Below are 12769 nucleotides of genomic sequence, written 5' to 3'. Positions count from 1 at the left end.
ATTGGACATAAATGTGTTTCAGGAATTCTAACATTAGTGATTAATGAATAACTTTTTTAAAGCAAATTTGCCAATAGTATTTTTCCGTACAGTGTGCAGTATGTGTGGTGGTGCATATATTATGGAAATCAGTATAACCCCTTGTATTTTTAGTTTTTATCATCGAAGTGTCGCGAAATGAGTTAGAATTACATTTTAGGAGAGTTAGAGTGCCAAATGATCAAGGAGGAGGTTGCTGAACTGTGTTTTAAATCTGTGATAACTGTCACGGGTTGGAGTGAGGAGAATCCAATCCCACGTTAGTGTAAAAGAATTATGAGGATGGTTAAAGGTAGGAAACTTAGTATTAGTGAAGGCTGGAAACGGTCAGAATTGGAGATTAAAACATCAAGTTATTTATTAAAGACCGCACGTGCTATAGCAAAATTTAAGTAATAAAAAGGGAGTTAACATAACTCCCTTTTTTAAAATACTTAAGCAAAGCTTATTTCACACATTGATTTAAATTCAGAGTAGACTTTTTGAAAGAAATGGTTACCTAAAAAATTAGTTCTCTGTTTAATAGAATCAAGAACGTTAGCAACTGTATTCTGATACTCATCAACTTGTTGCTGTGCTTTTGGTCCAACGTTAGCTTGATATATAGCCTTTTTCTTATTTGCTATCATGAAGTTGCACAGCGATACGCAAATATTAGATAAAAATCTGTTTTCTAAGTCATGACCCCTGAATAGATAATTAATGTTATTCTTGTTAAAACCTTTACTATCTAATTCTTTGATAAAATTGTTATAACTGGCGTCAAAATTGTGAATTTTATCTATATCCTTTATTATTAAGCATACCTCTTTATCAGTTCTTACCAAAAGAGCATCAAATTTGCTTACATTGAGTCGTCCTGAATATATTGTCTCTAAAATTTTATTGATCTTTTCAGTATAGAGTTTATATTTTCCATGCTCACCAATTTTTCTTAGAAATAAAATTTTAGTATATAGTTCAAAGATGACTTCTGACCAAGATTTCGTATATTGCTCAATACAGAAGGCAAGTGTTAGTGTTGAGCAACAGGCCATTTCACATATATGCTCTAAACCACGGGTCGTATAATAATGGTTCTCAGCAGAATGAGCATAAGTCTGAAATACATAATCATTTGCATACAAACTTTCTTTAATGCTGCCTTGAACACACCCAAATGCATAATCAAAGTCACTATCAATACAAATAATCAAGTTTTTACCTGGAACTAAATCCCCTTGATTGAACGAATTTACGAGACTTGATTTACCATTGGCTTCGCTATCGAGAGAAGGAACCTTGAATACTATTTTTATATTTTTGCTTGTAACTATTTCATTTTTAAGGATATTACTCCAAAGGCGCTGATCATCATATGACTCAACATAAGCTACGATAGTTTCTCGCTTGTCAGCACCGAACTTGGCTGTCGCTGCCATGTATTTAGATGTCAGTTTCATTTATTGAGCCATTTTCAGTTCTTTCGTATTATCTAACCACCCATTCATTATCAATGCAGGAGAATGGGTTGCGATAAAATATTGAGCATTAGGTGCAATAGATACTAAGTCTGAAACAAGTCGCTCTTGCCACTCAATATGTATGGCAATATCGGGTTCGTCGAAAATAAACAATTCTGTTTTATCTTTATACAAGAATGTCACCAAAAATAAATAAATAAGGGTCTTTTCGCCTCTAGATAAATTATACCAGTGAATTCGGCTATTAGTTTTTTTAACACAGAGCTCTATACGTTCAGACTCATCCTTGACGATGACTTTACCTAATGGTTCGAAGTATGAGTTAAGAACTGAAAATAATTTTTTCAGGTCATGTCGAGATTCTTCATGTCTTTTTAAAATATTCAACATTTCTTTTTTAGTCATGTTGTTTTTCAAACTAAATATCTCTTCAGATAATAGTTTGTTTGTTTTTGCTTCGTATACTTGTAACTTATCTAGAACATAAATTAGTTTTTGATCTAGTTCTATTCCGTAATGACTCCAATACTGTCCATCAAAATCTATGCTTGAGTTTTTCATATTGTGCATACATTTACGTTCGTCTTGAAATAAAAACGGATCTGATTCGACTGTTTCTGTGCCGCTATAGTTTTCTATTGATATAACACCGAGCTCTTTACTATCGTAAAGATTGTAACGTTGTTCTTCTATTTTCTTTTCATAAGCTAATTCTACAGCTCTTATTCCATCAAAACTAAACACATCACCTTCAACATATGAATTGATATCTTCTGCAATTTCTATTGAATGAGAAGAATGAGGTAAGCAAGCCTTTGACTTATATGAGCCATCAGTAAATTTAACGGTACATGCCCAAAAACGGTGTTTAGAGGTTGAGTAGTACTCTTGGCTTAGTGTGTCAAAGAGTATATTGAGAACGGTACTTTTTCCGCTACCATTGTAGCCTGTAAGAAAAGTAACTTGCTCATTTAAATCTATAGAGACCTCTTTTCTGTTCCACAGATTGTAGATTGTAAAACTCTTAATTTTCTTCACTAGCTTCAACGCCTTGCTGTTAGTCGTTTTTAAAAATACTACACTATTATATAGCGAATTGAACCATAAAATTAGACCTCGTTGACTTTATGTTGTGCGTGTAGATACGTGGATCCCAATTAACTCAAATTTTATCCTAGTTTTAACTGGTGACTAGTTCGTTTTTGGTTCTGTAAACGTTATAGCCATGTCTCATTTCCCCTGTGATACGACAATGGGACTCACAACTAACAGCATTAGAAGAATGGATAACTTTTAGTGAGGTAAAATCCAATCAACAGGGTATGAATGAGTATCTACTCTGTCTGATAATGAGGCAAGAATGAGTTCGAAGGTCATTACTTCAGGAAAGTCCCCAATCCCTTGACCCATCCACAACTTCACACTTTATAGTGGCTATATTGATTGAGAGGGGCGCTTTTGGTGTTCCCTCCAAAGTAAGTAGAGAGACACTATGAAACGTTTAATTCTAAACATCACACTCTTGGTATTCATGGCGCTTGGTAGCTTTAATGCCATGGCTCATGATTCAACGGTTGAGTACGGTATTGCGATATCTCACGATGGTGAGCAAATTGCGTATGGCAAAAGTGGCAGTGGGGATACAGCGGTGATCTTCATTCACGGCTGGAGCTTGGACAGCAGGCTATGGCAGAACCAAGTGAGTGAGTTTTCAAAACAGTACCAAGTGATCACTATGGACTTAGCAGGGCACGGTAACTCATCGTTCAACCGTGAAGAGTACACCATGGTTGCCTTCGCTGAAGACATAAAAGCAGTCATCGAGAAAGAACAACTCGAATCCGTCATCTTAGTCGGGCATTCCATGGCGGGTGGCGTTATTGCAGAAGCTGCAAAACTGATGCCGAAAAGAGTGAAGGGCATTATTGGTGTCGACACATCGCAAAACGTCGCACTAGCGGTTTCACAAAGCGATCTAGACGCAATGACCAAACCGTTTGAAGCAGACTTCCAAGTGGGTATTACTATGTTCGTGAAAGACTCGCTACCAAAAGACGTAGACATGGATTTACTTTACTGGGTAACGCAAGACATGGCATCAGCACCGCCAGCTATCGCGATAAACCAGTTCCGCCATTATCTAGGTCAATACGTGACGGGTGAAGCTCACCGCGTGTATGAGAACGTGAATGTGCCAGTAATATTGGTGAACGCTCGCCTATGGCCAACGGATTCAGAAGCGAACGAGAAACACATCAAGGATTACAGCATTTACTACATTGAAGACTCAGGCCACTTCCCAATGCTTGAACAACCACAGCAGTTCAACACAACCTTGATGAAAGCGGTGAAGTCAGTGAAGTAGGGCGGTTGTAATTACTCTATAAATAAAACTAAGGCCTCGTTAGTGCGAGGCCTTAGTCTTTTAAGTCTAATCGATGGAGTCTGCCACTCTGTGACAACCCATTATTTTTTGTCTTGAGACTCTTTATATTTTTTTGCAATCCACTCATGCAAATGAAGCCCTGTTTGACGCTGTAGGAATACACTGATACCAGCCAAAATTAACAGTCCAATTATTGTGCCCATAATCATCTCCACGCTTTGCTATTGTGTAAATTGAATTTAATCAATACCTTAGTGTTTTGACTAATCCATTGATTTCATCATTTTGTCGATATTAAGCCCACCAAGATCCTCGAGGTTGTTCTTAATCTCCTCATCGATTGATAACTGACGTTCCACTTTCTTTACTTCCTTCTCAAGAAACTTTTCAACTTCTTGAGATACATTGAACATTAAGCCTTGTTTACGCGCAAGAGAGGAACTTCCTCAAGGCGATGGGTATGACGATACTTATCTATGGTTGTTGGCATAGCGTTATCTCATAGAGAAATTTTCTTTGTGCCATTGCGTTGGACACATCCCGTCAGAGATCAGTTGTTCTCTTAAATCCTTCATCATTTTCTCGGGTCCACATGCGAAAAACTGATGATGTTTCACAGGCGTTTCGACAAGTTCAGTGATCACTTGGGCATTCAAACGCCCATCAAAATCGGCTTGTGTATGTAGCGTTACGTTTTTGCTCGGTATTAACCCTGATAGTTTTTTTATGATTTGCGAATAAAATTTATCTTTGCCGACATAAAATAGGTGAATAGGTTGGTGTGATGGCTTCACAGTTTGAAGCCAAGAGAGGAAAGGAGTGATCCCGACACCACCAGCAATCCAAATTTGCGGTTTAGTACTATCCTTTTCAGCGTGTAATCGACCGTATGCACCATCAATTTTAACTTTGTCTCCAGTTTTCACTCTTGAGTACAGTTCACTTGTGTGACGGCCTAGGCAGCGTATAACAAATTTCAGCTCTTTTTCATGTGGTGCTGAGGCGATGGTAAAAGGGTGAAAGTGTTCTACTTTATCGTATCCAAAATCGAGGTAAGCGAATTGCCCTGCATGATAGTGAATGCCTTTACCATTGGTATTAAGTGTAATCTCAAGGGCACCGTCAAGCTTCTCTACATGAGTAACAAAGTAGTCTGGATAGGTGGTTGGCTTGATGAAGGTCTTGTATATCCAGCTTAAACTACCCACAAGCGATACGATGACCAGAGAGATACCAGTGACACTCTCGATGACGAAAGGGACATCCGAGAAAAACGTATGGTAAACCGCTATTAGAAATATTGGCCCCATGAGTTTGTGCGTGTAGTACCAGAGACGGTAAGGCAGTGTTTTAACCATGCTTACGCTACCAAGAAGCAGCAATCCATACATTGCCCATTGACCCAGTTCTTCTCCAAACTCAGCGAATGAAGGATCTATGCCGTTCCCAGCGGGGCCGGGTACCAACAACCAATGAAACGAAGCACCAACAAGGCCGAAAATACCTAACCATTTATGCCAGATGTACGCACGGTCCATCCCTCCCACCAGTGACTCTATCCATTTTGGTCTGCAGCTCAACAACATCGCTCCCGCCATAGCGATCATCGAGACTGTGGCAAAAAACGCTGGGATCTTTCGGGCTAACTCAAGGTCAGCAGGTAAAAGGAACCAGACAATTACACTGCTTAAAGTGATCGATATTAGGGTCTTTAATCGGGGGGAGAGCTTCATTTTATTCGCCGCTTATCAATGGATTCTTTAATCAGAATGCAATATCAAGTGTGAATGCGAGCTGAATAATTCGGTTATGTTTCAAGGAGAAATGACAGCGGGGTCAGGCCTTGTTTTTAATCACTCAATTTCTCCCACGCTCACTACTCGATAGTGATAGAATCCCCTCATTAGAAATATCGAGAACCACTATGTTTATCCATCATGTAAACGGCATCGACTGGCTGGTAATTACCGCCTTTGAAGAACTGAAACCGATGTTTATCGAAGATGCTGGCCCAATCCCATCGTACTTCTCTATCAACAGCGAATTGAGCCTAATTGACCAAGCTAAGCGCAGCTATGGTTTTTTGCCGACACTTCGCGGCGTTATCACAGACACCGGCACCTATCAAAGTAAAGATCTTGAAGAAGACTTGAACCCGCAGCTAGCGTGTATCGTTGAAGGGCGTGGTCGCGTGTTCATCTACCACGGCGACTACGTGGCTTTTGTCGATGACGAGCAAACCTTCATTACTCGAATGGACTAAAGCCAGTGAAGTAGGGCGGTTGTAACCCTTGATAGAAAACTAAGGCCTCGCGTTTGCGGGGCTTTTTTGTGTGTGGAAGGTTTTGCTAGATAAATTCATCAGCAATTTGCGAGTCGTGACGGAATCTTTCACCCATTAATCGCCTAAAACGGCTGTCTCATAGTTATACAAAAGATTTATCAATCACCTACTAGATGGGTAATCAGCAGCATTCTTATTGGTAAGAGTGCTGAGCGAACCTAGAGGGTGTTTGTTATTGAAAATAATAACTTTAACTGTGTAATTTAGGACGTCCTTCTATGGCTAAGAAAATCATATTCATTCATGGTCGCGCTCAAAAGCCCGACAAAGTATCACTTCAAGCACTCTGGTACGATGCGATAGAGCATGGCTTGCAGCGAGATTGTGGAGACTCAAGCTCATTACAAGCTTTTAGAAATGTCGATAAACGGTTTGTCTACTACGGCGAGCTTTCAAACACATTGCTAAAAAAGCCAACCGAAGACCCTGTAAGTCGACAACAGGCATTGGCGGAGCTTAAAGAGTACCAAACTGTCCAGTTCAACGAAGCAACGTATGATGATGTATCTAAAATAGGCTTTCTTAAAGAGGCCTTAGCAGACACTTTTTCCGCGATATTGGGGCGAATCGGTGTGGCAGAAACGCTAGTTACAATGGTCGCTCCCGATATGGCTCACTACTGGAATGAAGATACCTATTTTGGTAGCGATGTTCGGCATAGATTGATGGTCGAACTGAAGGAGGCGCTTGATCATCAAGATGACGTAATGATCGTATCACACAGCCTTGGTTCGATGATCAGCTATGACGTGTTATGGAAGTTATCTCACTACGGAGAGTATAGGCACGACTATGGCGCCGATAAGAAGGTAGACTTATTGGTTACGCTCGGTTCACCGCTTGGTGATGAAAACGTAAAAGGCAGGCTTAAAGGCAGCCGCCTAAAAGGTGATAAGAAGTATCCTTTAAATATTCAACAATGGATAAACATATCGGCAGAAGATGATTTTATCTCTCACGATAGTAAAATCAAAAACGACTATAAGGAGATGCTTGAACTGGGTTTAGTACCCGGCGGAATGAAAGACATTTACCCAATCTATAATCTCAATATTCGCAACGGGAAAAGTAACCCTCATGCTTCAATAGGCTATCTCATCCACCCTGAATTCATTGCAGTGCTAAATGAATGGCTCTCGAATTGATCTCTATAGATGAAATATAGCGATAGATACAATAAGGCCTCGCGTGTGCGAGGCCTTTTGCATTCAAACTAAAGTGAGTTGAGCTTAGCGGAAGCTCGGGATAATTGCTGGAATCCCCGGTAGAAGACCAACCAATGCCATCACGCTTGTTAGTACAACAAACATAATGCCTGGTAGTACCCAGCGGCTCATCTTACTCAGTTCGCCACTACGTTCTTTACAGCCGACTAAGCCTAAGTTGTCTAGCAGCATAGTGAGTGACCAACCAAACGCTGGGTTTACAAGCGCTGATGAGAACACAACAATCGCTGCTGATTGAGTGGTTTTACCTTCACGTGTCATCTCCATTCCCGCCTCTAGCAGTGGAACGAATACACCAACAATTAGTGCCACACAAAGTACCGGTTGCCAGATAGCTAAATCCATTGGGTAGCCCCAAATCGCGGCGATGATACAGAACAGAGCCGTTAACAAAGCACCCGCAGGAATAGGGCGTTTAGCAATCGCCGCAGGTACGATGTAAGTACCCCATGAAGACGTGAAGTTAGTACCGCCAAGTAGCGAGCCGAACGTTTGACGAATAGACGCTGTGGTCATGGTGTCATCAATGTTCATGTGTACTTTTTCAGTACGCTCTGGGTAGCTGATCTTTTGGAATACTTGATGCCCCAAGAAATCTGGTGACCACATCGCTACTGCCAGAATCGCGAACGGCAGTACTACCATGAAGTGTTCAATTGTCGGTAATCCTAGCATCCAACCTGTGTCTTCTCCCCACCAATACATAGGGTTCATGTTCGGCAGGCCTGGCTCTGTTTGGAAAGCGAATGGCGCACCCATAGCAAATGCGATCGTACCACCTAGCAAGCAGCTAAGAGGCACAGCTAACCAACGTTTACGGAAGTGCTCTAGTAGTGCGTATAGAATAATGGTGCAGAAGATCACCACAAAAGCGATGTGGCTCATGCCGATACCTTCAGCCCAAGCGAACAGCTTTTTCACTTGAGAAGCAGTGCCCACAAAGCCAAGGTAGAGTAACAAGCCGCCACACACGCCTTTACTGGTGAGGTTGGCCAACATACTGCCCCCTTTACTGATGGCCAACATTAAACCAAAAGCGCCAATCAGCAAGCCAAACGCCATTGGGTGTCCGCCGGCTGCAACCACAATAGGGATTAATGGAATGAGTGGGCCATGGGTACCTGCAAGGTTAGCGGTTGGTAGTAAGAAGCCAGAGAAAAGGATGATAAATACAGAGGCGATGAGAAGTTCATAACGAACGTTTTCTAGGATGAAGCCTTCACCCAATCCTAAAGCACCTGCGAACGTGGCAGCAATAGCGCCCACCATAACCACTTTACCAATGGTCGCGGCCATCGCTGGGATGGTGTCTTCTATCTCAAATCGGTAGTCTTTAAAAGGTAGGTTTGGACGCCAGCGCTTAGGCGACATGATTTGTAATTCGTGCTCTAGATATTGTTCTCGGGATTCAAACTCTGAGCTTGGTTTGTGTTGTTGTTCATAGGAGAGCTCGTCCTCATGGGTTTGAGGCTCCTCTCTTGGTATATTTACGGACTCTAAAGTACTGCTCATTTTGATTCCTTTCTTTCACACTCTAAGGTGCGTTGTTCCAACAAACGTAATTTACTCACGATACGAAGATTGAGCGGAGTAGTTAGCTATATCTTTTTCTTCTACACAGAACGTGATGACTCACTTAGTGAAGTAAACAATGCATCAACTTATATTTAAAAAGTCATTAACATTCGGTTGCTAGTACCTAATACCAAACCCAAAAAAACAAATAGACTCAGTCGGTTAGACATTAGTCGTAGGGTTAAGGTGCTAGAATGAAAGACTGTAAATTAGGTGAGGAAGTTTATTAGTAAGGGATGAACTTGATGGGTAATAAACGAATATCTAACAAACAATGCTTGGTGCTAAAGCATCCGATAAAGTCCATTGACGAGGGCTTTCTGGCATTCTTGGGTGTGGTTGGATGGTGAAGCTGTCTGAAAAGTAACCGATACGTTTGAGACCAAGGTATACGCTAGAAGGCAACTTTTAGTAACTCTAAAGGAAGGGCGGCACTTGTTGTCTTTAGTTTTTCCAAGCCAAAGTTTAGATCTGTTTCTTAATAACGTTTTTGAATTAAATTTATTGATAATAATTCTCATTACGTTATTTTGTGGTCTCAAACACACTCATTGTTGCGGAGACCAACATGGAACACACGGATATTACTCAACTGCTTATTCCAAAGAGCGATTGGGCATCGCCTGATCTCTTTCTTTATGAAGGGGAAGACAAACTTCACCTGAGCTTAGAAGGCGCAATTCAATACAGTGGATTGAACAGCATTGGTGGCGTAGTTCTGGGCTTTAGGATGATCCAACACGCGGTGCAACTCGCGGCAGGTGACCAGTCATTGCAACGTGATGGCATTAGTATTTATACCGCGTTCCCTGGTCGTGGTGCTCAAGATGCCTTCGAGTACACATGCCGCGCACTTCGTGATAGACGTTATTGCTGTGATACCACATTGCACCACCCAGCCGCGCAAACAGGGCAACGTGGTCAGTTCTTGTTTACGATTCGCTTGAACGAGCAATCTATGGTGATGACGCCAGCCAACGGACTACCAAGCAAAAGCTATTTTGAAGCTGACCGACATTCACAAGATGGTCGAGAAGCAGCATTGAGATGGCGTGATGAGAAGATCAACTTTGCTAATACACTGTTGAGGTTGTCGCCTGAAGAGTGCTTGCGTGTGCTGTAGCTCCTTGTTTTTATTAACAGAATGAGTTTAAAAACAGAATGATCAACAGGAGGTCGCTTGCTTTTTAAGTGGGCGACCTTTTTGGTATCAGCGTACTTAGAAACCAGATTCCTAGTCGCGCTTAGGCTTGCTGGAATGACTCGTTTTTACCCAATATATTTAAGTGGTCAAGTGAGTTAGTTTTCATAGTATTGCACTGCGTGCGGTTATACGAAGTGATATAATTTTTGCTTAAAGCTATGAAGATCTGATGAATTAAAGGATTAGTACGATGGCAAAAACAATCTCCTTGGTACTTGGCAGTGGTGGTGCTAGAGGCTTAGTCCATGTTGGCGTTATCCGCTGGCTGATCGAACATGGCTATCAGATAAAGTCTATTTCAGGTTGTTCAATTGGTGCACTTATCGGCGGTGTTTACGCTGCGGGCAAGTTGGATGAATTTGAAGAGTGGGTCACCAGTATCGACCAAACGGATATGGCGATGATGTTGGACTTTTCATGGCAATCGAGTGGTATGTTCAAAGGTGACAAGATCATCGATACACTGCGTCAACTGATCGGTGAGATCTCAATTGAGGAGTTGCCTATTCCTTACACCGCGGTTGCTGCCAACGTTGCTGATGAAAAAGAGGTTTGGCTGCAATCTGGATCTCTGTTTGATGCCATTCGCGCCTCTATCTCTTTGCCGCTGTTCTTCACTCCTCATGTTATCAACGGTGAAGCGCTGATTGATGGCGGAGTCCTTAATCCTGTACCGATTGCACCTACCTTTGGAGACAATACTGACGTTACTCTGGCGGTGAACTTAGGTGGTGAACCTGAGACGCTTAAACAGGAAGTGATACCTATTTCCCCACCAACAAAAGAGAGTAACCTGCACGACAAGGTTGTTCATTTTATCGATAACCTAGGCAGTAGCGTAAAAAGCAAAATGAACTTCAACTTTGTTGCGTACGATGTTGCCAACCAAGCATTTGATGCGATGCAATCGACCATTGCTCGTCAGAAATTGGCCGCTTATCCTGCCGATATTACCCTTGAAATTCCCCGCAATGCCTGTGGCACTCTAGAGTTTGATCGCTCACAAGAGATGATCGATAGAGGCTATCATTTGGCACAAGCGAAATTGGGCAACCGGCTTTAATGACTGGCCGCTGACGCAACGAAGAGAGTATTTATGTCAACTGAACTCAAACAACTTGAACTTAACGATCTGATGGCAACGAAAGATGTCATTGTGCTCACCAGCGTAGAAGAGCAGGCGATATCTTGGTTAACCAGTTACTGTCACAAAAACGCTGATATTCAGATTATCGAGAACGCACATCAGCTAGATACTGAAGCGATTCTGTCGCAATGCCGAAGCGGTCTTCACGAAGGTAAAAAGGTCATCCTCACCGCCCAATTTCGTAGCCAACTTCCTATCATCAATATCGCATCATTGTGTAATGAGAAGCGCAAATCATTGATCAATATTGAGCTATCGGACTGGGATGAAGAGCAGAGGCTCCCACAGTCGTTTAGTAGTTTTTAGCTTGTAGTCATTTTAGATAAAATTAAGGCCTCGCATGAACGAGGCCTTAGCGCTGTTATAACACCAACGTAGTCACTTAATTTTGTTGCTGCGTTGGGATACAAACACTGGTTGGCAGAGTTAAAAGTCGATCTTCAAAAACATGAATATTCGTGATTTTCTCAAGTTCATCATTATCCGAATACGGCATTTTTACGATGGAATTGTTAAAGCTTACACTTGCGACCATGTCGTCTGGATGGCCAACAAAACCTATTTTACATGGATCAAACGTTATCTCATGAATACGACCAGTCTTATAAGTGACCGTTACCGTAACTTGTTTATCCATGCTATTCGTTATTTTGGGGCCTGCTACTTCCATGCAACCTGTTAAAGAAACAAACAGCATGGTGATGATTACAAATCTCATAAAAATCCCTTTGATTTATAAATGGGAATTGTAATTAAAATCAATTGGTTATGATGTGATCTGAGATCGGAAACTCTTTAAATTCTCTAACCTCTAAAAACAACCACACCAACTCACCTCACTGGCAGCTTGGTCTTTGTTTTTACCTGACCAAAGGCGAAGCTGGATTCGATAGAAGCGATATTGGGTAGGCGGGTTAACTGCTTGCGGATAAATTGCTCGTAGCTTTTTAAAGACTCACTCACCACATGCAGTAGATAGTCGTGATTCCCCGTCATTAAAAAGCACTCTAACACTTCATCGATGGCTTCGATGTGCTGCTCAAAGTCTCGCATGTTTTCTTCAGTCGGTTTTTCAAGCTTCACCAATACAAAAACATTCACGGGTAGGCCGCACGCTTCTTGGTCGACACTGGCGTGATAGCCTCGAATAATCCCTTGTTTCTCTAATGCTCGTACTCGACGTAAACAAGGGGAGGGAGAAAGCGCGACGCGATCGGCTAACTCTTGATTGGTGAGCCGTGCGTTGCTTTGCAGTTCAGCCAGTATCTTTTTGTCGATCTCATCCATTGGCATATTCCACTAATATTAGGGTTAAGTCGGCAATATTATTGCTCAAAGTGTATGTCTTACTTCGCAAATAGCAATCTTTAACATCTATGTAACAC

At 41.7% G+C, this 12769-nt stretch carries 14 protein-coding genes; 6 read left to right on the top strand and 8 right to left on the bottom strand.

Annotated features, from left to right (window positions below; all coding sequences use genetic code 11):
• Window positions 1–473 precede the first annotated feature (473 nt).
• Window positions 474–1481 carry a DUF4435 domain-containing protein gene (locus tag OCV50_RS07925; RefSeq protein ID WP_261902707.1) on the bottom strand — a complete coding sequence of 336 codons (1008 nt, stop codon included), beginning with the start codon at window positions 1479–1481 and terminating at the stop codon, window positions 474–476.
• Window positions 1482–2540: an AAA family ATPase gene (locus OCV50_RS07920; RefSeq protein WP_261902706.1), complete on the bottom strand. Its 1059-nt coding sequence runs from the start codon at window positions 2538–2540 to the stop codon at window positions 1482–1484. It lies immediately after the preceding gene.
• A gap of 454 nt (window positions 2541–2994) precedes the next feature.
• Here OCV50_RS07920 and OCV50_RS07915 point away from each other — a divergent pair, with 454 nt between their 5' ends.
• Complete coding sequence (locus OCV50_RS07915) at window positions 2995–3867, top strand: alpha/beta fold hydrolase (RefSeq protein ID WP_261902705.1); 873 nt, start codon at window positions 2995–2997, stop codon at window positions 3865–3867.
• A 101-nt stretch (window positions 3868–3968) separates the two neighbouring features.
• Here the strand turns inward: OCV50_RS07915 and OCV50_RS07910 are convergent, their stop codons facing one another.
• From OCV50_RS07910 to OCV50_RS07900, 3 genes are all read right to left on the bottom strand, one after another.
• Window positions 3969–4091: a hypothetical protein gene (locus OCV50_RS07910; protein ID WP_009846997.1), complete on the bottom strand. Its 123-nt coding sequence runs from the start codon at window positions 4089–4091 to the stop codon at window positions 3969–3971.
• Between the two features lie 60 nt (window positions 4092–4151).
• Window positions 4152–4301, bottom strand: coding sequence for a hypothetical protein (locus tag OCV50_RS07905; protein WP_261902704.1), 150 nt, complete (start codon window positions 4299–4301; stop codon window positions 4152–4154).
• Between the two features lie 81 nt (window positions 4302–4382).
• Window positions 4383–5621 (bottom strand): ferredoxin reductase family protein, encoded by a 1239-nt coding sequence (locus tag OCV50_RS07900; RefSeq protein ID WP_261902703.1) that lies wholly within the window; start codon window positions 5619–5621, stop codon window positions 4383–4385.
• A 191-nt stretch (window positions 5622–5812) separates the two neighbouring features.
• On the opposite strand from OCV50_RS07900, the gene OCV50_RS07895 reads away from it, so the two are divergent.
• Both OCV50_RS07895 and OCV50_RS07890 read left to right on the top strand, forming a co-directional pair.
• The gene (locus tag OCV50_RS07895; RefSeq protein WP_032548803.1) at window positions 5813–6151 is read left to right on the top strand and encodes a hypothetical protein; all 339 of its coding nucleotides are present in this window, start codon (window positions 5813–5815) and stop codon (window positions 6149–6151) included.
• Window positions 6152–6450: 299 nt separating this feature from the next.
• Complete coding sequence (locus OCV50_RS07890; RefSeq protein WP_261902702.1) at window positions 6451–7377, top strand: hypothetical protein; 927 nt, start codon at window positions 6451–6453, stop codon at window positions 7375–7377.
• An 84-nt stretch (window positions 7378–7461) separates the two neighbouring features.
• Here OCV50_RS07890 and OCV50_RS07885 read toward each other — a convergent pair whose 3' ends face one another.
• The gene (locus OCV50_RS07885; protein ID WP_261902701.1) at window positions 7462–8970 is read right to left on the bottom strand and encodes a DUF3360 domain-containing protein; all 1509 of its coding nucleotides are present in this window, start codon (window positions 8968–8970) and stop codon (window positions 7462–7464) included.
• A 631-nt stretch (window positions 8971–9601) separates the two neighbouring features.
• Here OCV50_RS07885 and OCV50_RS07880 point away from each other — a divergent pair.
• The 3 genes from OCV50_RS07880 to OCV50_RS07870 all read left to right on the top strand — a co-directional run bounded on the left by OCV50_RS07880 (window position 9602) and on the right by OCV50_RS07870 (window position 11690).
• The gene (locus tag OCV50_RS07880; protein ID WP_261902700.1) at window positions 9602–10156 is read left to right on the top strand and encodes a hypothetical protein; all 555 of its coding nucleotides are present in this window, start codon (window positions 9602–9604) and stop codon (window positions 10154–10156) included.
• 271 nt (window positions 10157–10427) lie between these two features.
• Window positions 10428–11300, top strand: a complete 873-nt coding sequence (locus OCV50_RS07875) for a patatin-like phospholipase family protein (RefSeq protein WP_261902699.1) — start codon at window positions 10428–10430, stop codon at window positions 11298–11300.
• A gap of 33 nt (window positions 11301–11333) precedes the next feature.
• Window positions 11334–11690, top strand: a complete 357-nt coding sequence (locus OCV50_RS07870; RefSeq protein ID WP_261902698.1) for a hypothetical protein — start codon at window positions 11334–11336, stop codon at window positions 11688–11690.
• Window positions 11691–11766: 76 nt separating this feature from the next.
• Here OCV50_RS07870 and OCV50_RS07865 read toward each other — a convergent pair whose 3' ends face one another.
• Both OCV50_RS07865 and OCV50_RS07860 read right to left on the bottom strand, forming a co-directional pair.
• The gene (locus OCV50_RS07865; protein WP_261902697.1) at window positions 11767–12102 is read right to left on the bottom strand and encodes a hypothetical protein; all 336 of its coding nucleotides are present in this window, start codon (window positions 12100–12102) and stop codon (window positions 11767–11769) included.
• 113 nt (window positions 12103–12215) lie between these two features.
• A complete protein-coding gene (locus tag OCV50_RS07860; RefSeq protein ID WP_032548816.1) occupies window positions 12216–12671 on the bottom strand; it encodes an Lrp/AsnC family transcriptional regulator in 456 nt (151 codons plus the stop codon).
• Window positions 12672–12769: the final 98 nt, after the last annotated feature.

The sequence above is a fragment of the Vibrio fortis genome, assembly GCF_024347475.1.
GTDB lineage: Bacteria > Pseudomonadota > Gammaproteobacteria > Enterobacterales > Vibrionaceae > Vibrio > Vibrio fortis.
Note: the sequence above shows the minus strand (reverse complement) of the source record. Positions and strands in the feature narration are given on the sequence as shown.

Coding starts and splice junctions, on each gene's coding strand:
- OCV50_RS07890 (WP_261902702.1), top strand. CDS start 6,451: ATGGCTAAGAAAATCATATTCATTCATGGTCGCGCTCAAAAGCCCGAC.
- OCV50_RS07870 (WP_261902698.1), top strand. CDS start 11,334: ATGTCAACTGAACTCAAACAACTTGAACTTAACGATCTGATGGCAACG.
- OCV50_RS07905 (WP_261902704.1), bottom strand. CDS start 4,301: ATGTTCAATGTATCTCAAGAAGTTGAAAAGTTTCTTGAGAAGGAAGTA.
- OCV50_RS07895 (WP_032548803.1), top strand. CDS start 5,813: ATGTTTATCCATCATGTAAACGGCATCGACTGGCTGGTAATTACCGCC.
- OCV50_RS07900 (WP_261902703.1), bottom strand. CDS start 5,621: ATGAAGCTCTCCCCCCGATTAAAGACCCTAATATCGATCACTTTAAGC.
- OCV50_RS07880 (WP_261902700.1), top strand. CDS start 9,602: ATGGAACACACGGATATTACTCAACTGCTTATTCCAAAGAGCGATTGG.
- OCV50_RS07910 (WP_009846997.1), bottom strand. CDS start 4,091: ATGGGCACAATAATTGGACTGTTAATTTTGGCTGGTATCAGTGTATTC.
- OCV50_RS07925 (WP_261902707.1), bottom strand. CDS start 1,481: ATGAAACTGACATCTAAATACATGGCAGCGACAGCCAAGTTCGGTGCT.
- OCV50_RS07875 (WP_261902699.1), top strand. CDS start 10,428: ATGGCAAAAACAATCTCCTTGGTACTTGGCAGTGGTGGTGCTAGAGGC.
- OCV50_RS07915 (WP_261902705.1), top strand. CDS start 2,995: ATGAAACGTTTAATTCTAAACATCACACTCTTGGTATTCATGGCGCTT.
- OCV50_RS07885 (WP_261902701.1), bottom strand. CDS start 8,970: ATGAGCAGTACTTTAGAGTCCGTAAATATACCAAGAGAGGAGCCTCAA.
- OCV50_RS07860 (WP_032548816.1), bottom strand. CDS start 12,671: ATGGATGAGATCGACAAAAAGATACTGGCTGAACTGCAAAGCAACGCA.
- OCV50_RS07865 (WP_261902697.1), bottom strand. CDS start 12,102: ATGAGATTTGTAATCATCACCATGCTGTTTGTTTCTTTAACAGGTTGC.